This is a genomic window from Spirosoma horti, from assembly GCF_054776595.1.
In genome coordinates this window covers 321,665-341,870 of sequence record NZ_BAAHBQ010000009.1, presented here as the reverse complement: position 1 = coordinate 341,870, position 20,206 = coordinate 321,665, and the positions used below count along the sequence as shown (strand labels likewise).

The 20,206-nt window shown below is 47.5% G+C and carries 23 protein-coding genes; 9 read left to right on the top strand and 14 right to left on the bottom strand.

The window, feature by feature from the left end:
• Positions 1-14: 14 nt before the first annotated feature.
• From ACYVAM_RS26930 to ACYVAM_RS26895, 8 genes are all read right to left on the bottom strand, one after another.
• Complete coding sequence (locus tag ACYVAM_RS26930) at positions 15-350, bottom strand: 3-hydroxyacyl-CoA dehydrogenase NAD-binding domain-containing protein (RefSeq protein ID WP_461072915.1); 336 nt, start codon at positions 348-350, stop codon at positions 15-17.
• A gap of 11 nt (positions 351-361) precedes the next feature.
• A complete protein-coding gene (locus ACYVAM_RS26925) occupies positions 362-754 on the bottom strand; it encodes a RidA family protein (protein ID WP_461072913.1) in 393 nt (130 codons plus the stop codon).
• Positions 755-794: 40 nt separating this feature from the next.
• Positions 795-1,595 (bottom strand): creatininase family protein, encoded by an 801-nt coding sequence (locus tag ACYVAM_RS26920; protein ID WP_461072911.1) that lies wholly within the window; start codon positions 1,593-1,595, stop codon positions 795-797.
• Between the two features lie 103 nt (positions 1,596-1,698).
• Complete coding sequence (locus ACYVAM_RS26915) at positions 1,699-3,489, bottom strand: RagB/SusD family nutrient uptake outer membrane protein (RefSeq protein WP_461072909.1); 1,791 nt, start codon at positions 3,487-3,489, stop codon at positions 1,699-1,701.
• A 23-nt stretch (positions 3,490-3,512) separates the two neighbouring features.
• Entirely contained in the window at positions 3,513-3,779 is a 267-nt protein-coding gene (locus tag ACYVAM_RS26910) for a hypothetical protein (RefSeq protein WP_461072907.1), read from the bottom strand.
• Between the two features lie 66 nt (positions 3,780-3,845).
• Complete coding sequence (locus ACYVAM_RS26905) at positions 3,846-5,273, bottom strand: TonB-dependent receptor domain-containing protein (RefSeq protein ID WP_461072905.1); 1,428 nt, start codon at positions 5,271-5,273, stop codon at positions 3,846-3,848.
• 3 nt (positions 5,274-5,276) lie between these two features.
• The gene (locus ACYVAM_RS26900; RefSeq protein ID WP_461072903.1) at positions 5,277-6,674 is read right to left on the bottom strand and encodes a SusC/RagA family TonB-linked outer membrane protein; all 1,398 of its coding nucleotides are present in this window, start codon (positions 6,672-6,674) and stop codon (positions 5,277-5,279) included.
• 646 nt (positions 6,675-7,320) lie between these two features.
• Complete coding sequence (locus tag ACYVAM_RS26895) at positions 7,321-7,959, bottom strand: GntR family transcriptional regulator (RefSeq protein WP_461072901.1); 639 nt, start codon at positions 7,957-7,959, stop codon at positions 7,321-7,323.
• Between the two features lie 199 nt (positions 7,960-8,158).
• On the opposite strand from ACYVAM_RS26895, the gene ACYVAM_RS26890 reads away from it, so the two are divergent.
• Positions 8,159-8,464, top strand: coding sequence for a DMT family transporter (locus tag ACYVAM_RS26890; RefSeq protein WP_461072899.1), 306 nt, complete (start codon positions 8,159-8,161; stop codon positions 8,462-8,464).
• 187 nt (positions 8,465-8,651) lie between these two features.
• Here ACYVAM_RS26890 and ACYVAM_RS26885 read toward each other — a convergent pair whose 3' ends face one another.
• Together ACYVAM_RS26885 and ACYVAM_RS26880 are read right to left on the bottom strand one after the other, a co-directional pair.
• Positions 8,652-9,383, bottom strand: a complete 732-nt coding sequence (locus ACYVAM_RS26885; RefSeq protein WP_461072897.1) for a LytR/AlgR family response regulator transcription factor — start codon at positions 9,381-9,383, stop codon at positions 8,652-8,654.
• The gene (locus ACYVAM_RS26880) at positions 9,367-10,524 is read right to left on the bottom strand and encodes a sensor histidine kinase (protein ID WP_461072895.1); all 1,158 of its coding nucleotides are present in this window, start codon (positions 10,522-10,524) and stop codon (positions 9,367-9,369) included. Before ACYVAM_RS26880 ends, ACYVAM_RS26885 begins: the two co-directional genes overlap by 17 nt.
• 223 nt (positions 10,525-10,747) lie before the next feature.
• Between ACYVAM_RS26880 and ACYVAM_RS26875 the strand changes: the two genes are divergently transcribed.
• Together ACYVAM_RS26875 and ACYVAM_RS26870 are read left to right on the top strand one after the other, a co-directional pair.
• Positions 10,748-11,206 (top strand): nuclear transport factor 2 family protein, encoded by a 459-nt coding sequence (locus tag ACYVAM_RS26875; RefSeq protein WP_461072893.1) that lies wholly within the window; start codon positions 10,748-10,750, stop codon positions 11,204-11,206.
• A gap of 427 nt (positions 11,207-11,633) precedes the next feature.
• Positions 11,634-12,005: a DoxX family protein gene (locus ACYVAM_RS26870; protein ID WP_461072891.1), complete on the top strand. Its 372-nt coding sequence runs from the start codon at positions 11,634-11,636 to the stop codon at positions 12,003-12,005.
• Positions 12,006-12,040: 35 nt separating this feature from the next.
• Here ACYVAM_RS26870 and ACYVAM_RS26865 read toward each other — a convergent pair whose 3' ends face one another.
• Together ACYVAM_RS26865 and ACYVAM_RS26860 are read right to left on the bottom strand one after the other, a co-directional pair.
• A complete protein-coding gene (locus ACYVAM_RS26865) occupies positions 12,041-12,652 on the bottom strand; it encodes a DedA family protein (RefSeq protein WP_461072889.1) in 612 nt (203 codons plus the stop codon).
• A 212-nt stretch (positions 12,653-12,864) separates the two neighbouring features.
• Positions 12,865-13,185, bottom strand: coding sequence for a winged helix-turn-helix transcriptional regulator (locus ACYVAM_RS26860; protein WP_461072939.1), 321 nt, complete (start codon positions 13,183-13,185; stop codon positions 12,865-12,867).
• 150 nt (positions 13,186-13,335) lie between these two features.
• On the opposite strand from ACYVAM_RS26860, the gene ACYVAM_RS26855 reads away from it, so the two are divergent.
• Positions 13,336-14,301, top strand: coding sequence for an aldo/keto reductase (locus ACYVAM_RS26855; protein WP_461072887.1), 966 nt, complete (start codon positions 13,336-13,338; stop codon positions 14,299-14,301).
• 298 nt (positions 14,302-14,599) lie between these two features.
• Here ACYVAM_RS26855 and ACYVAM_RS26850 read toward each other — a convergent pair whose 3' ends face one another.
• Positions 14,600-15,484: an SDR family oxidoreductase gene (locus ACYVAM_RS26850; protein WP_461072885.1), complete on the bottom strand. Its 885-nt coding sequence runs from the start codon at positions 15,482-15,484 to the stop codon at positions 14,600-14,602.
• A gap of 112 nt (positions 15,485-15,596) precedes the next feature.
• Between ACYVAM_RS26850 and ACYVAM_RS26845 the strand changes: the two genes are divergently transcribed.
• The 4 genes from ACYVAM_RS26845 (at position 15,597) to ACYVAM_RS26830 (ending at position 18,406) form a co-directional block, all read left to right on the top strand.
• Positions 15,597-15,974, top strand: coding sequence for a winged helix-turn-helix transcriptional regulator (locus ACYVAM_RS26845; RefSeq protein WP_461072883.1), 378 nt, complete (start codon positions 15,597-15,599; stop codon positions 15,972-15,974).
• A gap of 187 nt (positions 15,975-16,161) precedes the next feature.
• Positions 16,162-17,040, top strand: a complete 879-nt coding sequence (locus tag ACYVAM_RS26840; protein WP_461072881.1) for a helix-turn-helix domain-containing protein — start codon at positions 16,162-16,164, stop codon at positions 17,038-17,040.
• A 69-nt stretch (positions 17,041-17,109) separates the two neighbouring features.
• Positions 17,110-17,847 carry an SDR family oxidoreductase gene (locus ACYVAM_RS26835; RefSeq protein ID WP_461072879.1) on the top strand — a complete coding sequence of 246 codons (738 nt, stop codon included), beginning with the start codon at positions 17,110-17,112 and terminating at the stop codon, positions 17,845-17,847.
• Positions 17,848-18,031: 184 nt separating this feature from the next.
• Entirely contained in the window at positions 18,032-18,406 is a 375-nt protein-coding gene (locus ACYVAM_RS26830) for a VOC family protein (RefSeq protein ID WP_461072877.1), read from the top strand.
• Positions 18,407-18,415: 9 nt separating this feature from the next.
• Here the strand turns inward: ACYVAM_RS26830 and ACYVAM_RS26825 are convergent, their stop codons facing one another.
• Entirely contained in the window at positions 18,416-19,162 is a 747-nt protein-coding gene (locus ACYVAM_RS26825) for a DUF6597 domain-containing transcriptional factor (RefSeq protein WP_461072875.1), read from the bottom strand.
• A gap of 296 nt (positions 19,163-19,458) precedes the next feature.
• On the opposite strand from ACYVAM_RS26825, the gene ACYVAM_RS26820 reads away from it, so the two are divergent.
• Complete coding sequence (locus tag ACYVAM_RS26820) at positions 19,459-20,199, top strand: SDR family oxidoreductase (RefSeq protein ID WP_461072873.1); 741 nt, start codon at positions 19,459-19,461, stop codon at positions 20,197-20,199.
• Positions 20,200-20,206 lie beyond the last annotated feature (7 nt).

The following is a 20,206-nucleotide window of genomic DNA, read 5'->3' as shown; positions in this document are numbered from 1 at the left end:
AAAAAACTAAGCAGTTATCGATGCTCAAACGACGGAAAAGTCATATTTTTCAGCGAGTACAAAGCGGTTAAAACCGTCTCATCTCTTTTCACCCGCATCTGTCCACTTTCGGTTGACGACGTACAGTCGGTAATAGTGAGCCGGGCCAGAATGGTTTCGGGGGCATCGGTCAGCAGCCCTTCGTGTTCCAACTGGTGTAGAAACCCAAGAATGCGCTCCCTAGCTTCATCGGCGGTATCAATTTCTTTGATCAGCGACGTAACCGCATGACCGGCCGCCAGAATGCAGGTAGCGATACTGCTGCCCATCAAGCCGAGTCCTACGGTGCCGATGCGTAGTTGAGATGTCATAGATTATCGGGTTAATCCTTTTTGGGCGTGATACGGGCAATGGCGTCAATCTCGATCTTGATCCCATCCGACAATACCGACTGAACCGTGGTTCGGGCCGGGCGAATGCCGGTGAAGAATGACCCATAGGCGGCATCGTAGCGGTCGAATTCATTGATGGCTTCCAGATGGACGGTACATTTCACAATGTCGTCGATGCTGCCACCTGCCGCTTCCACAATCTTTTGAATGTGCGAGAGAGTTAATAAGGTTTCTTCTTCGATGGTCCCGTGTTGAACTTCGCCCGTGGCCAGATCCAGCGGACCTTGTCCGCTAATAAACAGCAGATCACCCGCCAGCACCCCCGCCGAATAGGCACCTGTGTTGACGGCTTTGTCGGGGTGTTTAATTTCCAGTTTACTCATGGTTTTGTTGCTAGTTATCGTTTTAGCTTCTCTCCTGTTTTCAGGGTTGGGGTGGAGTTAGATTCTCCGATAACGGCCAGGTCTTGAACGACTCCAGAAAGCTAATCAAGGCGCTTAGCGTCTGGTCAACTAAATGCTTTCCTTTTGCGGATGTGCCTAACTGGGGCTCACCGCTGCTGCCGTTGCTCGAAATAAATTCGGTTTGTTTGAATACCGTTACGCCCCGATATGGCTCGTCATCTTCCCAGGCAATATAGCCGTTTCGGTCAGGGCGCTGTGCCCGTTCCACACGATCCATCCAGACTTTTTCGGGAAAAAGGTGGAGCATCAAACTCGTTTCATATTCGCAGGCATGGCTCAGCGCGGGGCATTCCATGGGTGCCTCTCCAGCAAACACGCTACCAGCTAATTCCCAATAGGTGGCCAGCGCAATGGTAGACTGATGACTTGCATCAAAGCGTTTGCTCAACACGGCCAGCGCCTGTTTCACTGGGGTAATATTGCCGCCATGTCCGTTGAGCAACACAATACGCTGGTGTCCGCTGAGCACCAGCGACTGAACCAGGTCGATAATCACCTGTGTGTATAGCTCCGGGGCCAGACTCATCGTACCGCCAAAGGACAGATGATGATGGCTCGACCCGTATGGCAGGGTCGGGCAGAGCAACACCGTATCGGGCAGGGATTTTTCGGCCTGTAGCGCAAGCTGAGTAACAATATCCGTATCGGTCGATACCGCAAGATGAGGTCCATGCTGCTCGATAGCTCCTAACGGGAGCAATACCACACGATCCTTACCTGTCTGCCTGATGTCGCTATAAGTCGATGCGTAAAACAGCATAGTCAGTTGTTGAATGATTTAGGTTCTGTAGATTCTATTGTTCTTGATAGCCAACAAGTTAATATTAATCGGCTCAATAGAATCCACAGAATCTAACTCTGGTTTAATAACCCGGATTTTGTTTGAGCACCGGTGCGCCACCCGTTACACTTAAATCAATCTGGGCCTGCGGAATCGGGTAGAGTTCGTTTTTGCCTTTCGTGAAGGTTGCGCCTTTCATATACGTAAAGTCATACCCTGGAATCGACGTTTCATGCTTCACGTAGTTGTTCAGGGTTGTGGCCATATAACCGGTACCATTATCCCAGCGACGCAGATCGAAGAAACGGTGACCTTCCATGGCGAACTCCAGTTTTCGCTCGAAACGAACTGCTTCACGGGCAAAATCTTTCCCATTCGCCGTGAATTCATTCGTGTATAAACCGACCTTATAGTTCGCTGCCGGTTCAGCGGTAAAGCCTTTCAGCGGGGCACTGTTGTCGACGTATTTCTTCACCCATCCATTCGGATTTGCGGCTCGTGCCCGAACCTGATTGACATAGGTTTGCGCCTGTGCCAATGAGCCAATTTCAACTTCGACCTCAGCCGCCCACAACAGCACATCGGCAAAACGGATCATGGTGTAATTGTTTGACGTCCAGCGCGAGAACAAAGAGGTGGTTGCCTGAGCAGCCTGGTAATAAATCGTTTTGATCGGGCTGTAGGGACCGGCTACTGCCTGCACGCGAATCCAGGCTTTACCAGGGTGAACACCCCAGTCCAGGTACGGAATCCCCCGGCGACCCACCGTGTAATCCAGACGGGCATCGAGCGTGCCTGTATAGGGCGTAAAGGGCGCGCTGCTTTCAAGGCCCTGGTCATTGGTGATGTCGGAATCGTTGAATGTTGTCAGCAACGGCAGACCGGTATTGGGATCGGTTTTGTAGGAATTGACCAGACTAAACGAGGGTTGATACGCACCACAGCAGGTCGCTGGTCCGCCCATTGGGAAGTTCAGTGCATCGCCATAGTTGCCATTCTGGTAGGTTTGGTCGATGGACATCTGCACGGCAAAGACCGACTCCGCACTGTTCTTTTTCGAGGGGTTAAAATTATCGGAGAAATTGACCAGCGCGTATTTTAAGCCAGAAGCCGTTACCCCATTCGCAATCACATCGGCCAAAACGGGCTTTGCTTCGGCGTATTTATCCTGGAACATGTACACCTTGGCCAGAAATGCTTTCGCTGCCCAGCTATTGGCCCGGCCCGGATCTGACTTGGTAGCGCTCAAGTTATCGGCAGCAAATTTGAAATCCGCTTCCAGTTTAGACCAGACCGAGGCTGTATTGCCTATATTGTAATTCGCGTTGGCATAACTTACCGTTTCGTCGAGATAGGGTACGTTCTCCCATAATTTAGCTGCTTCGAAATGATAAACCGCCCGTAGGAACGTAGCTTCGGCCTTGATCTGCTTGATTTCTTCGGCCGTCATCGAATTGTCGGTTACTTTCGACAGCAGCCGTAGCACATCATTTGCCCGTTGTACACCGGCATATAACACAATCCACTTGTTATTGAACGGGGCCATGGTCGCGTCATATTTGTAACTCTCGACCGATTCCATTGGCGGCAGGGCCGATGCCTGGGTGCCGGTGTGGGCGTCGTCGGAGGTTACGCCCCCGTAAATCCAGTTGCTGACCCCAATGAAATAATAGGTCGTATTGGGTACACCCCAGCCATCGAGCAGGGAGTATGCGCCAACCAGCAGGCCATTCACACCGGCTTTGTTGGCTAAGGTTGTTTCGCTGGTGGCGCCGATGGCACCAACTTCGAGGTATTCTTTTGTGCAGGAATTGGTTGCGGTTAAAAATACCAGGCAACACGATAAGCCGACAACAAACTTGGTATAGTTCATGATTGATAACGGTTTATGGTATTTTAGAAAGAGACGTTAAGGCCGAAGATGAAATTTTTCTGATTGCTGGGGTAGTTGCCGTAATCGACACCAAAGGCCGAGCTAAGTCCGCTTACTTCGGGGTCCAGGCCACTGTATTTCGTAATCGTGAAGAGGTTAGCGCCCTGGGCATATACCCGTAACTTATTCAGGCCGTACTTCCGTAACAGCAGCGGGCTTACCGTATACCCAATCACCAGCGAGCGCATTTTCAGAAACGAGCCGTTTTCGACATAGAAGGAGTTAGGCACACCCGATGAACTAAATGATCCTGTCGATTCAATTTTCGGGATGTTCGAATTCGGATTTTCGGGTGTTCAGGCGTTTAACAGATCGTTGCTTTTGGCCCCCACATACGTACTGAAGAAGTGCGTGAACGATTTCACGGTATTGAAAATCTCGTTACCCTGCGAGCCATAAAGCGTTGTTGAGAAGTCGAATCGCTTGTAGGTCAGGCCCAGGTTCAGACCATACGTAAAGTCGGGGTTTGGGCTGCCGAGGAACGTACGGTCGCTGGCGTCAATTTTGCCGTCGCCGTTCACATCCTGGTATTTAAAGCGGCCTGGAGCGGCTCCGCTTTGCGTAGGTGAAGCGCTTACCTCAGCATCACTTCTGAACAAACCAATGACGTTGTAGCCGAAGAACGAACTAACTTCCTGACCAACCTGGTTCCGAACTACGTTGCCCAGATTCTGGGTATTGGCGGTTTCGAAATAGGTGGGTGAGGGGATATTGATCACCTTGTTGTTGTAGGTAGTAATGTTAGCACCAACGCTGAATTGAAGATCGTTGCTAACGGTTCCTCTATACGTTATGCCAATATCAACCCCTTTGTTTTGAATATCCCCGACGTTTACCGTAGGGGCTGTAGCGCCACCAACCGTTGCTGGTAAGGTTTGAGCAAACAGAAGCCCTTTGATTGACTTCTTATAGTATTCGACCGGCAGGTCCAGCTTGTTGAACAGTGTAGCGTCGAGGCCAACGTTGGTCACTACGTTTTCTTCCCAGCCGGTATTGGGGTTTCCAATGTTCGTCTGTGCAAAACCCTGCGCCAGTTTCCCGCCACCACTAATGTCGTAATAGGCATCGAAGAACGAGCCGCCGAACAAGGTGAAGGCATTCTGAGGACTAACGTTATTCTGGGAACCCAGAACACCATAGCTACCACGCAGTTTCAGATCGTTGAGCCAGGTCACGTTTTTCATAAATTCCTCACCCGTTATGCGCCAGCCCGCCGATACCGATGGGAAGGTTCCATAGCGACGTTCTGACCCGAATCGCGACGATCCATCACGACGAACCGTTACGCCTAACAGGTACTTTTCATTGAAGGAGTAATCCAGTCGGCCAAAGAGCGAGAATAAGGTATTTTCGTAGGCACTGCTGGTATTGGTTACATTAGAGGTACCGTTGTTGAGTGTCAGGTAATCGTAGTTAGTGGAAAAGAAACCACTGCTGGAGGCCGTTACCGCCCGACCATAATTCCGAATGGCTTCCGAACCGGCAATCACTTTCACGTTATGCTTCCCGAATGCATTGGTATACGTCAGGGTATTCGTCCACATGGTATTGGTGTTGAACAACGCAGACTCAGCGAATGAATTGGGGTTTGTATTTCCTTCAGAGTTGTTATAAGGGGTAAAGGTGAAGTTTGTAGCGTATTGATTATCAATGCTTCCACCAAAGCTGGTACGGGCTGTAAAGTGCTTCAGGAAATCGACTTCGGCAAATACGTTACCAACCACATCCTAGGTATTCATCTTGTTATTGGACGTATTCATCTGAACGGCAACCGGGTTCGATGAGCTACCCAATTCAGGCCCCGCAAACGTTCCGCCGTAGTTTCCTTTGATGTCGTAGACCGGAATGATGGGCATGGCCCGGTAGGTCCAGGCAATCGGGTTACCGCTACTCAGGTTATCGAAACCAGGGTTTTGCTTGTAGAAGAAATACGCATTCTCGCCAATTCGGATGTTGTTTTTTACTTTAAACTGCGTATTCACGCGCCCTGAATACCGTTTAAGGTATGTTTTCAGCATGGTGCCCTGTTGATTGAAGTAATTGAGCGAAACCATGTAGTTTGACTTATCGGTACCGCCACTGGCCGTCAGGTTATGGCTGGTCATTGGCGCATTTTTAAACAGTTCGTGAAACCAGTCGGTACCCGTTTTGTTGACCGCTTGAATCAGGTAATTCCTGGCCGGATTGGTAGCATCGAAGTTATATTTGGTGGGATCAACAGCCGCATCTCCTGTATTGCCAATGCCTGTTGCGCCCGGTCCCCGGAAGGTATAATCGGGTAAGCCATTCTGAAACAGCCCCGTAGTTGGATAGGCCACTTTGGTCAGGCGGGCGAAGTCCGAGGAGTTCATTAGGTTAAAGACATTACCTTGTAAGGGTTGTTGTGAGCCATAATAGGCATCATAGGCAATGGTTGGCTGGCCCGACCGCCCTTTTTTGGTGGTTACGATGATTACCCCATTCGAGCCCCTAACGCCATAAATAGCAGCAGCGCCCGCATCTTTCAGTACCTGAACCGACTCAATATCGGTGGCGCTTACGTCGTTTAGTTCCGCCTGAATACCGTCGATCAGCACCAGCGGTTGGGTATTGCCAAACGAGCTGATCCCCCGAATGAAGATATTACTCGGACTTCCCGGCGCACCTGAATTAAGAATGGTTACCCCTGGTACCTGCCCTTGTAATGCCTGTACAGCCGATCCGGAAGGGATTGACTTTAAGGCTTTTATGTCGACAATGGATACAGAGCCGGTTATGTCTTTCTTCTTTTCGGATGAGTAACCCGTTACCACCACTTCACTCAGTGACGTAATGGATGGGGCTAACACAATCGAGAAGTTTGTTTGTGAACCAACGGTAACCTCCTGAGCCTGATAGCCGATATAGGAAACAATCAGGCTGGTATTTGTTGGAACGGAGAGCGTAAAGCCCCCATCGGCACCGGTGAACGTGCCACTCGTTGTCGATCCTTTTACTAATACATTGGCTCCCGCGATAGGTTGCTGATCCTCAGCACTGGTAACTTTTCCTGAAATTAGTGTTTGCGCGTTTGCCCAAACCGTTGCCAGCATGCAGAAGAGCAGCATGCACACAGTTTCTTTTCTAAGACGTAGTGAGTCATTCATAATCTGTAAAAAAAAGAGTTATGCGTTTGAAGAGTGTTGCCATTAGGTACTCCATCGTAGTCACTTACGATCCCTTCGAAAAGAGCCGTTTACCATTTCGTCGAGCTAATCAATCAAAAGAAAATTTATAAATGGGGTGCCGTACAACCACCATTAACGAACCTGTATTTATCTGAATCGGCAGGGCCCTGCCTGTTTAGATACTACCTGTAACCCGTCGGCTTGATCAGGGCGCAACTGTTTTTACTTACTCTATTCTGTGAAGTGCTACACAGGGTTGCCTTCTGTATTTGATTACAAATAAAGCATAATTTTGTAAACAAAAAAAATTCAGAATAATTTTTAAGTTAGTTGGCGAAGTCCAGCCAGGAAATAGGGGATATAAGGCTAATTAGTATAGAAATGATCGTTTCAGGCCAGAAAAGGCGAATAGAAACTACTGGCAACCGTTTGGTACGCCTGAACATGCGGGCCAATGTAAGATTGAGAAAGGGGGGTAGCTACCTGTGCCTACAGGCGGTTTTTCAAAACCTAACCTGCCAAGTTCTGAAGCTAACGTCACTGAAAGGTAAGAAATGGGCCGATTAGAGCCTGCGGAGGAATAAAGACAGGCGGGTATTGGTGTCTATTCGATCTCTATTGGTGTCTATTCGATCTCTAAGGAAGCGTTTTCGCCCCGGAGTAGATGCTTGGTGAGAGCTTCCTGAGCGAGGGGTAAGTCTTTTTCTTTTAGGCCTTTTAGGATCTGTCGGTGCTCCTGATCGGTAAGTTCATAGTCGTCCATATGGATCTGCGTCTTCCCGATTTTTTGGTGAAATAGGGGAATATTGCTGATTTGATATATATCCATTAGTTTGGAATTGCCAGCGCAGTCGATCAAGGTTTCGTGAAATTTGACATCGGCTTCCAGCGCACCACTCAAATAACCTCGCTCTACCATGGATGAAAAGTCGTTGCAAATTCCCTCCAGCTTAGCAAGTTGTTGATCATCAATTTTTTGGATAGCTAGCCGGAGGGCTCCTAATTCCAGTAATTCACGGATTTCGCGAATTTCCCGGATGTCGCTGGCGGTCATGGATTTCACAAAATAGCCTCCTTTTTCGCCAAAGACAATCAATTGCTCACCTTGAAGCCGAGTAAGTGCTTCGCGAACCGCCATTCGATTTACGTCTATCTTTTTAGCCCATAAATCTTCTTTTAAGCGAGTGCCCGCCACCAACTGATTGGATAAAATTTTCCGCCTGATTTCAATATAGGCTTTATTGGCAAGCGAATCGACTTTCATATTTTGTAAACAAAAATATAGCTTTTTATAGAACAAATATAGGTTATTTTGAATCACTGCAACCTACTTTAATCAAATATGAACCTTTCAAAACAAAGTGACTAGCTAAAGAATAACACGTTCTTTATCATTTTTGAAAACAGAGACAAAAAGTAAAAGCTCCTCTGGGTTTACCAACTTAAGCTCGTGTATACTCTAAATGGTAGACCTTGAAACCATAGAAAATGCTCATAAATGGGACGAGGGGACATACAAATATCTGTATCCTAAACGGGGGGCATTTTATGAGAACCTTTACATGATGGCAAGTTTTGTTCTGCTGTCGTTAGCCATGCACAATTTGCCGCTGGGTACTGCCTATACTATATGGACAGGTATTGGTCGTGTTGGTGCGTTTCTTGTTGGTCTTTTCGTTCTGGGTGAACAGGTTTCCATGGCACGAATAATTGCCGCTATTTTAATCGTAGCTGGTTTGATCCTCATAAAGCTCGACTCGAGCCGCTAATCTCGTTTAGACGTCAAAAATGTTCCCAAGATAACGCTCTGCAAAGTGAAACAAAGGAATATTCATGTATTTGCGACAGTAAATGGGCGGGTCCGTTTCGTAAGAAATTTCATAATACTCAAAGTGCCATAAACGGAGAACTTAAGTGTGGGCTGTTTTCGGCACCGTCAATTTCTACGCGGTCGGGCTAGGTAGGGTTCAATAATTTTAACGCCTGCTGCCTGTATAAATTACCGATTGGTATCGAGTGAGTGCCAATTGTGATCTGATCGATGGTAAACGAATCAATCTTGTCCAGTGAGACGAGGAAAGACCGGTGTACCCTCAGAAACGAGGGGCCGGGTAGCATAGCTTCTAAGGCCGTGATGGCGTATTTAGTGATAATAGAGCCTTTTGTTGTGTGAAGCTGGACATAATCTTTGAGGCTCTCTACGTAAAGAATATCACGCAGAAAAACCTTAACCATTTTCCTGTCCGCCCGGAAGTAGAGAAAGGCATCAGTAGCCGTTTCGGTTTGGTGGGCCATGAGTGATTGGCTGATCGGTGGAAGCTTGTGGTCGGGCAAGGCTTTACTAACCGACTTTAAAAACCGTTCGAAACGTATAGGCTTAAGGAGATAATCGGTGACGTCCAGTTCAAAGGCTTGTAGGGCATATTGCTCAAAGGCCGTTGTCAGTACAATTTTGGGCCGTTGGGTTAATGTTCTGATCAACTCGATACCCGTTATTGGCGGCATTTGAATATCAAGAAACAGCAGATCGATCGGCTGCTGTTTTAATGCTGTAAGTGCCTGAATCGCGTTGGTACATTCGCCAGCTAGGGTAAGTATGGGCACCTGATTAATATACCGACGCAGTACTTCCCGGGCGGGGGGCTCATCGTCGACGATCAGGCAGGTATAGTTATTGCGCGACTCCATTATAAACTGATTTGAGAGACTCAGGATAGGCTTGTGTTAAGGCAAGCGTCAAGTTAACAATATACATCTCTTCCTCATTATGGATCGCTAGTTCGTGTTGGTTAGGGTAAATTAATTCCAGCCGCTTACGAACGTTTGCGATGCCTATACCGGGTAAGGGATGCTCCTGGCCAGCTGGCTTGCCATTAATTAGTTTCATCACCAGTTTATCGTCATGTAGGCTTACCGTTAAACTGATCCAGGGGCTTTCTGTCATACGACTGGCTCCATGCTTGAATGCATTTTCGACAAAGGGTAAAAGCATGAGTGGGGCAATGAGATGAGTAGTTGTTTTGGGCAAGTGCACCGTCATATCAAGCCCTTGATCGTACCTCGCCTTTTCTAAATGTAAATAATCGCTGATCATGGTTAATTCCTTTTCGAGGGGGACCAAGGGATGATTACAATCATACAAGATATAACGAAGCAAGTGCGAAAGCCCCAGGATCATCCCGGATGCGTTCTCTGATACGTCTTGTGTAAATGAATAAATCGTATTGAGCGTATTGAATAAGAAGTGCGGGTGCAACTGTGCTTTCAACATCTGAAGCTCGGCATTTGCCTTCTCTTTTTCCAGTAGAAGAGCAACCTGTTGCTTTTCATGAAAGCATTTCAACAGTTTTATGGCCGCAGCTACCCCGCCTACGGTAATGCTTCCTCGTAACCCGGCCAGCATGGCTACGCCGAACTGGACATAGAAAGCGGGGTGCGGCTCCTGGGCAACAACAGGTGACAGCTGATCGGCAAGTTGGTGGCGGAGATGATCAATAATAGTCATCGACAAGATAGCCGATAAAGCCGCGGTTAATAAGGCCAATACCACGGCACTAAGCGTAGCCAGGGCGTACTTACCGGGAATGACTTGCCTGGGTATAACCAGATACATGAGCGAATAAGCCAGAAATAAGCTGGGTATCAGGTAAATCAGCGTTTCCGGTAAGGTAATAAACAATCGATGCAGAAAGGGCTGCCGTTGCAAGGCTGGTGAAGGCGAAAAGGCATACAGGAGCAGTTGGAACAAAAACCAAAGCAGCCAGAACGTCAGATGCCGCCCTAAACGCCAGGCTGTAGTTTTTGAATAAATAAAAGGGAGCTGCTCCATGCTGGGTAGGGGTCTGCGCCTAAGATACGGATCGGTAATTAGATAACCCGAAGATCAAGTACTTATTCGATCAAGGTCAATAAGCTGTCTAATAAGATCAGTTGGTCGTCGACTAAATGAGCTTATTGCCAAAAAAACACTGTATGTTTTCAGGGCCGAATGGTTAGGCTATTTTCTGGCTAAAAAAGTAAGGCCTTGCCTACTTTTGAGAAAAACAAACCCTATGAAAATTGGTGTCATCCTGCTTATAGTAAGCCTAGCAATCACCCGTGTGTTCGCACAGGTAGATACGATCAGCTATCCGAAAGAACGACAAGCGATTAGCGAATTACTACGCCACCAACAACCCACTACCCTAATCGATTGCCCTGATTTTATTGCGGTTGGTCCCAAAGGCGATATTTCTTTTTCACACCAACAATGGGTCGAGGTGCAGAAAAAAGAAAAGCTGGTCTTTAAATCGGTGCAACCCGTGGCCGGCCATCAATTCATCCGAATTTATGACGGCTCTATGGCCGTGGTTAATTCACTGATTGATGTAAAGCTGGTGGTTGACGGGCAAGATCAGCACATTAAAGTACGTCGCTTGGAAGTGTACCATAAAACAGCCACTGGCTGGTGCCGCGTAGCTGGTCAGGGAACGCAGGTGGATGAAACACTATTTCCCGTTGTTGGCAAATAACCTACTTATCCTTATTAGGAGATTGCTTTATCGCCTAATCAGCACAAGTATGTGCCAAGTTGAAACGTAATGGACTAGGTTAAGCCAATACCAAACGCTGGCTTAAGGTGAGGTGGCTTGTTGTCGTTAGCTCTAGGGTTCGGACTGGCGTCGGTCTATCGCGAACGAACACGATCTGGCTACAATTCAGCCGGGTTGCTGTTCTCGTATGTAAGCTCAAGCTCTATGCACAAGCACGCTTATGAAAAAACTACTTATTTTTTGTCTGCTAGTGGCTACCCGTGGTTGCCCACTGAAGGCTCAAACCGCCAATAAAAATCTATTAACGGGGGTAGGCAACGATAACACCCATGGCCAATACAACACCGGTTTAGGCTTGTATCTTTCAACTTAATAAGCAACCTTTATCCCTGTAATCGCTTTAGCTATGTCTGCCTCTCTTCGTAACACAATTGCTTGGATTCTACAAGTAGTACTAGGGTTATTCTTCATCTTTGCCGGCTTCAACAAACTACGCGACATATCGTCCACGGTCGCTATGTTTGGTAACCTGGGACTACCTGGTGTATTGGCTTATGTGGTGGGGGGAGCTGAATTGCTGGGCGGCATTGGCCTGTTAGTGCCGCGCTTAACCCGATATGCCGCTATGGGTTTGCTGATCATCATGATTGGAGCGGTATTTATGCATGCCACCAAGATTCCGAGTGGTCTGGCTGGTGGCCTACCGGCCCTAGTCTCCTTAATCCTGTTAGGCTTACTGGTCTGGCTGCGGCAACCCATAACACCGACTACAACCTAAACAAAAGGGAGTAAAAATAAGCGTCTCCGTAAAGGCTACTTAAGTGGAACAGATTGATAGACAATCACCGACTTATCATTCGGCTGTTTTCTCAAGCGGGATCGTTTGACCAGTCGGTAAACAAGCCATAAGATGCCTAATCCTGCCAGTATACTAAAGATCGTCGTTTCGGAAGGATGAAGCTTTTCATAGACCTGTTGGAGTCCGTTGGTCAAATTGCTCCCTAAAAGAGCCACACTAACGGCCCAGACCAAAGACCCTAGCGTATTATAGATCGTAAACCGAGTGGAGGAAAAGCCCGCCAAGCCGAAAGCGGCCGGTATAGCTCCCCGTAAGCCATACACCGCCCGAAAACCAATCACCAGCCCTGTGCCATAGCGATCCATTAATCCTTTTATTCGCTGGTAACGCAGTTGCCAACGCGGTCGTGAGCGAATAAAGGCCGGGCCAAAGCGATTACCTAGCCTAAAACAAAGCTGGGTGATACAAAACGAAGAAAACGCAGCCACACCAATCACGGCCGGTAGAGAAAAATACCCTTGTTGAGCTAAATAAACCCCGATTAATAAAAACGCTTCACTTTCCAGCAGAACGCCGAGAAACAGCATTGGATAGCCATATGTGAGCATGAGTTCCTGAAAGTCCATGATCCATGTGATAACGTTGAGTTTAGGTAAAACTCATTTAAGGTCAAATGGTTGCTGGCGCTTACATCAATTCCTGCAGGAGTTTATCCATTTTGATTGAAGATAGAATAATCGTATGCGACTGATTAGATTGGACAGCTGGTAAAATCAGCGTCTTCCAAAACCCTCCCGCGTGAGACGATGCAGATTTACCTGTCCGTAAAACGGGCATTTTAAGAAACGCTTAATGAGGACGATGCTGATTGCTCATTGGTGAAGAGTGGTTCCAATACATCACGATGGACCTCACCCCATTGCGCGGTCAGTTCAATCACAGGTATCAAGGTTTCACCCAAGGTAGTGAGTTGATATTCTACCTTCAGAGGCTTTTGATCAAAACTAGTTTTGGATAAGATACCATGCGCTACTAGCTGATTTAATTGGCTATCTAATAAGCGACGGGACGCACGGGAAAGTTTACGATGCAATTCGCCGGGCCGTCGAATGCCACAATGAATGCTCCAGATGAGGTTTAGCTTCCACTTTCCATTCATCACTTCCATAAACAGGTGCAGACCACAGTTTAGCTCGAGGGGTAATTTTCGCTCATACATCCCACAAAGATAAACCCTCAGTGACGGAATTAGATACGGCTGAATTCAGCCCTACTTGACTCGACTTGTCTTAGGGCTGTCCTTTGTCGGATGAACTACAAATTATTTGGAACCCAAACGGGATTACCAGCTAGTGAGCTAATTCTGGGAGGCTCCCAGTTGGGTGACCGCCGAGGATACGGCACGGCTGTCCAAGATGCCCTTGGAATCCTCACGGCTTATGCTGATGCCGGTGGAAATTTTATCGACGTGTCGGATCAATATCAGTTTGGCGAAGCGGAAGAAACGGTTGGTCGATTTACGGAGCATATTAGACACGATTTCATTATCTGTACTAAGTATACCCGAAGCAGCCAAGCGAATCCCTCTCTGGTCAATGCGGGTAATCACCGTAAGGCGATGCATCAAGCCGTAGAGGGCAGCTTGAGACGCCTGAAGACGGAGTATATCGACCTGTACATGCCCCATTTTGATGATGGGGTTACCCCCTTAGAGGAAACGGTTCGAGGGCTGGACGATCTAGTAAGGGCGGGCAAAATTTTGTACGTGGGTTTGGCCAATTTCCCGGCCTGGAAAGCAGCGATCATGGCGGCTTCTATACCCCTGACGGCTATCCAGTACGAATACAACCTGTTGCAACGCACACCGGAACGGGAGTTGACGCCAATGGCGGAGTACTTCGGTTTGGCAATGATGTGTTATTCTCCTTTGGCGGGAGGCTTACTGACGGGGAAATACCGACAGGGCTCCTCTGGAAGACTAACTCTTTCCAAAGCCGACAGTTATCAGGAAGACGAGCGAACAAAGTCCATACTCGATCAACTGGAGTTGATGGCCAACGAACTCGACGCCACTCTGGGGCAGATTGCGCTAGCTTGGGCGTTGAGTAAGGGCGTTTTCCCGATCATTGGCGCGCGAACACTCGCCCATCTTGAGACAAGTTTAAGGGCGGTTGCTATTGATTTACAGGCTGATCAGGTAAAGCTTCTCGATGAAATCAGCGCCATTGCATTGGGTTATCCGCACGAACTGTTGGCAACCGTTCAGAAAAAATAGTTAGCCATCAGACAGGCTTATCTAATTTGATGGATTAGAGGGGAAACGTGTATTTCACCCTCTGATTTTTTAAAATTATAGTCTCACGAGACGATCCTCTTTGAGACGAAGCGGTTTCTTATCCTATTTAATGGGAATTTGATGAAACTAGCCGTGGCCCTTGCCCCAACATGAAAACCATCTAAGAAGGAGTGCGATTTTGGCGTAGCGAACCGCACTCCTTCTTAGGTGGTTGATTTCCCTCATCTCCTGTCAATTACCAGCATAAATGGAGTAAGATAGCCTATGGAGGCACGGATTAGTTCGTGCCATAAGCTTGGTGTAGAAATTGTTGCACGCTCGTCGGTTTTCGGCCCAACATCTTCGAAAGGGTTGGGTCATACACATCCAGGGTAGCTTGTGACAAGGCCATAGCCCACATGGTAAACATACCGATGTACTGATCGGGTACACCTCCGCTTTTCAACCTTGCTTCAAATTCGTTAACCGGTGGCGATTGGTAGGTGACCTCTTTCCCCAGCACTCGGGCTAATTCTCGGGCAATCTCGTAAAAGGAAATCGAAGTCGTGTTGGTCAGTTGGTAGACCTGGTTGAGGTGACCATCGGTCGTCAGTACATGAGCAGCCGCTTCGGCTAATTCCTCCCGTAGGACGTAGCTGGCCTGACCATCCCCGGCCGGAAAGAAAATGAGGCCCGTCTGACCAACCTGTTGGCCAGCAAAAACAGGGATCATTTCCTGATACATCCCGTTTTGCAGAATAGTATAGGCAACCCCGCTGTTTTTGAGAAAGGTTTCCGATTCAACATGCGATTGTTGAAAGGCCGCGATAGTCGAATGCGCAAAGTCTGCTTTTCTGATGAACGAGGTGTACGTAATGTGCTTCACCTGGGCTGCTTGAGCCGCTTTAATGGCATTAATATGTTGAGTGGTTCGGTTCTCAATTGGCCCTCGATCGCTACTGGAGACAAGTAACAGCTTGTCCACTCCCTGAAAGGCGTGAGCTAATGAGTCCACGTCTGTGTAGTCGCCTACTCGTACTTGAATCCCTTTGTCAAGTAGGCTTTTTGCCTTTTCCCTGTCACGAACCATGGCTATAATCTGGGTAGGGTTGACCTCTTTACGGATTAGATGCTCAATGGCTTTGCTACCAAATTGCCCCGTTGCGCCTGTAACTAAAATCATATTCTATTTATTTAATGATGGGCAAAAGTACAGGAGCAGTTATACTAATTATACTTTGTTCTTAAAAAGTAGTGGTATACTTTTGTATAGTCGCACAGCTAATCTACTATTTATGAGCAAGTTCAATGAATTTATTGGGTCGCAGGCAGGGCCGCAATGTCCACGCAGCTACATTCTGGCTTTAACCGACACGCTTAATGTGATTCATGGGAAATGGAAGTTACCCATCATTGCCTCGTTGTTGCGGGGCGTGAATCGATTTAAGGGTTTGTTGGAGAGTACCGAAAAGATCACACCCCGAATGCTATCCAAAGAGCTTAAAGAGCTTGAACTGAACGGCATTGTGCAACGGCATGTGTATAATCAGACCCCGGTTTTGATCGAGTATGAGCTAACCGAATCGGGTCGAGGGATAGCGACGGTGATCGATTCGATGATTGATTGGGGGATGCTCCACCGATCCCAAGAGATTACACCTGGAGCGCAATAGAAGCAAGGGGTTTGTTGAACATACTAGTTACTAAGCATAAAGTTACCCAAAGACGCATTGTCAGTTTTCTGCCTTTAAGGTAAAGAGGAATTTACTGTCCGTAAATAAGGTATTTGAAGCGACACAACTCGATGGAACAGCTCGTTCTTCTCCCGTGTTAGGCGGGCTTAAGCAAATACGAACAAACGTGGTAGAAACAAAGGGATTACTTAATCAAATCAAACACCATGATCGCTTGCCGATCACGGTCAATCAAAATTGTGCCATCCCGCTGCCCGATACGGTATGGCCTAAACTGCTGCAACCCCACAGGCTCGCCTACTATTATCTGGTCTTTGTCGATCAAGGCCGAGAGACCTTTCAACTAGACGGGCAACATATTGCCATTGCTGATAGCCAAGCGGTCTTCGGTAGACCCAACCAAATATTTGCCCATCCTGCCCCCAATAAAGAGACACAACAATATAAAATCGGATTTGATGAACATACCCTGGCGCTGCTTCCCCAAGCATTCCCCTTTCTAGTCAATCCCTTAAACACGACGACCATTCGCTTCGAGCCCGATGCCAAGTTACGGGTGAAGGCCGTGCTATCAATGTTGTTTAATCTGCTCCACTCGCCGGGCAAGCTAAGCAAAGTTGACATCATTCTGGCCCATATGAACGCCTTGTTAACCGAGTTGAACAGCGCTTACTTCGTGACGCATCAGCAGCCGACCCCTGCCAACCCCAAGTTATCAAAATATGTAGCCTTCACGCTGGCAGTGGAAGCCCAGCTCACCCAGCAGCCTGATGTGGCTACGATTGCTCAGCAACTGGCCATGACGCCCAATAGCCTCTATGGGGTGGTCAAAGCGTTTTCCGGTGTTTCTCCCAAAGACTGGATCACTAACCGCCTTATTGAAGAAGCCCAACGCAAGCTCTACTACTCGGCTTCGTCAGTGAAGGAACTAGCCTATGAACTCGGCTTTACTGACCCGGCTTATTTCTCCCGCTTGTTTAAAAAAAGGACAGGTAAGAATATCAGCGAGTATCTAGCCGAGCAACATGGTTTGTCCACGAATTGAGGTGATTTGTCCAAGTGAGTTGGTTGAGCGAGAGCGAACTTTGCCCTGTACTAAAAACAACTAATTAAGATGAGATCAGCCTTAGTAACGGGAGCTAACAAGGGCATTGGTTTGGAGGTTGTCAGGCAACTGGCCCAAAACGGTTTTTTTGTTTATTTGGGTAGCCGTAACCTGGCCAACGGCTTGTCCGCAGTGGAAAAGCTTCGTACGGACGGTCTGGCCAACGTTGAAGCCATTCAATTGGATGTTAAGGATGACAAATCGGTCCAGGCCGCCCGAGTACTTATTGGCGACAAGACGCCGGTACTCGACGTTCTGGTTAATAATGCCGGTATTTCAGGCGTAGTGCCGCAATCAGCCTTGGGCACATCCATTGATCACTTCAAAGAGGTTTATGAGACGAACCTGTTCGGGGTGGTACGCGTCACCCAAGCGTTTACTGACCTGCTCAAAGGGTCGCTTGAGCCACGCATTGTCAATGTGTCGACAGCCATGGCTTCGTTAAGCTTAGCCGCTGACTCGACGGGCATCAGTTATCATACTAAGCTAGCCGTTTATCAATCCAGCAAAGCTGCTCTCAACATGTACACCATCAATTTGGCGTACGAGCTACGGGACACTGCCTTCAAAGTCAATGCGGTTTGCCCCGGCTGGACGCAGACCGATTTTACGGGGTATCAAGGCACCAGCACCGCTCAGCAGGCTGGCCAGCTGATCACCAAGTATGCGCTGCTTGACCAAGCTGGCCCTAGCGGCCAATTTTTTAGTGAAGAGTACTTCCCCTCTCCAACCACTTGCCCCTGGTAAGACAAACAAATCAGGCGTGTATGGATCGGAGAGTTCCTACCTATTTTCTTCAAGCACCCTGATTTGCCGACTCGGCAATGCTACATAGATGGGGATGTTAATGACCCCATCAAAATGTCCGATTTATCCAATTTGTAAGAATGTCCAAAGATCAACTTTGTCGCATCATTTACGGATAAATCACATGAAACTCAATCATATCAACATCGTCGTCACGGACATTCCAGCGGCAATCAGCTTGTTCGAAAAGCACCTAGGGTTTAACTGCATTCAGAATCGAAAAGATGCCATTGCGGTCTTAACCAACACCGATGAATTTGCCCTGGTGCTTTGGTCTTCAAAACTTAACAAGGAGGCTAGCGTGCACTATCCTGAAAATTTCCACATTGGCTTTTATCAGCCCGATAATGAAGCGGTTATTGCTATTTATGAACGGCTAAAGACCGAAAATGTCGTTTTTGAGAGCGAGCCCAAAAACATACGAAAGACGTTTGGTTTTTATTTCCACTTCGACAGTTTACTCATCGAAATTAGTGTCATTCCTGCCTCATTTGAGTAGTTAGCCAACTTACTCCTCGGTGTACTGGCCTAATTGAACAAATCGAACAGCACGCTGCTGATAGAGTTGTTTAGGCGTACTGCCGGTATGCTTTTTACTCTGCCGTATAAAATGAGATTGATCGTAGTAATACGCTTGAGGGTAAAAATCCCCCTGACTAATCTGCGGTAAGGATGAGAAAAAAAGCAGTTGTTCCAAATACTCCTTAAGCGGTAAGCCAAACGTTGCGTTAAAATACCGATTGATTTGTCGAGCGGCCCAACCAGTTTCCAGGGCTAAGGTATGGACTGAAATAGCTCCCTTCGAGCTATATACGTCGTTTAGAAGTTTTCGTTTTCTTGGGTCAACAGTCATCGAATTGATCTGTTGATGTAGATGTGTGCTAATTGAATCGATAAAACTAGCCAGTGGGGTTTCAACTTGTAGTTCAACGCCTTTAAACGTCGTTGGTAGTTCTCGAAAAGAATTGGTTGGCAGTGTGGTCTGCAGGAGGTACTCAACGGCTAAAAGTTTGAATCGAATGCCGAATAAAACGGCCCCGGCAGGTATTGATATATCTAAACTATGAGTGGAAAGACCAAACAGATCGGTTCGGATTGGTTTATCCGGCAGGATGGAAATAATCAGTTCGATACCTGCATCGGGCACAACCGTGTAGTGGCACTTGGTACCGGTATTATTCTGTGTCTTCCAAAAATTAAAGATGAAGTCTCTAAGCGTATCGCTGGGTTGTTGCTCGTAATAGTTGATAGTCATCGATAGTTCGGTCGCTACGTTTCCACCTCCGCTGCTCTTTTATTATAAAAACATATTGAGGAGTAATAAACAACGGAAGTACCAGATCTGCAACAGGTGTTCCCAACGTATAGACTTGTCGTAATCTCATCTCAAATAAGGCTCATTTGCGAGCCGAAGCGGCTTCTATCCCTCGTATAATGTTATTTTTGTCTTATACAAAAACAGTTTCTGCCTATCTAACTACAACATTTACGGATCTGACTACTTTTTGCCAAGACCGGATTGGGACCTTTGCATCAAACAAAATCAAGGGTATGCCAAATCAAGTTTCGAATAAAGTAATTGCCATTACGGGTGCAGGTAGCGGCATTGGCAAGGCCATCGCTGTAGAATTGGCCAGGTACGGAGCCAAAGTGGTGTTAGGCTCCCGCACGGAAGCGGCATTGATCGACGTGGCCCAACAAATAAAAGAAGCGGGTGGTGAAGCAGTGTATGTGGTGACCGATGTAAAGAAGAAAGAAGACTTGCTCCAATTGGTTACTACCGCTGTAGACACCTATGGCAGACTGGATGTTATGGTCAATAACGCGGGTGTCGCACACATAAGCCGTTTCGATGAGCTGGATGTGAACGAATGGGACGATATGATTGATAGTAACTTGAAAGGCGTATTGTATGGCATGGCAGCAGTCATTCCTGTTTTCAACAAACAGCAGTCCGGTCACATCATCAATATCATTTCAACCTCGGGCCTAAAGATTGTGCCAACGCAGGGGGTATATGCTGCGACTAAAAACGCCGTGCGAACCCTAACAGAAGCATTCCGGCAGGAGTCGGATGGAACCATTCGCATCACCGGTATATCGCCGGGTTATGTAAAAACAAACCTGGTCAATACGGTGAAAGATGAAAAGAAACGGCAACAGGTGCTACAGGCAATGGAGCGATTGGGGTTACCTCCGGTCGCGGTGGCGAATGCCGTTATCTATGCGATCAGCCAACCCGAGAATGTAGAAGTAGGTGACATTGTCATCCGGCCTGCGGCACAGGACTAAGTTTAGA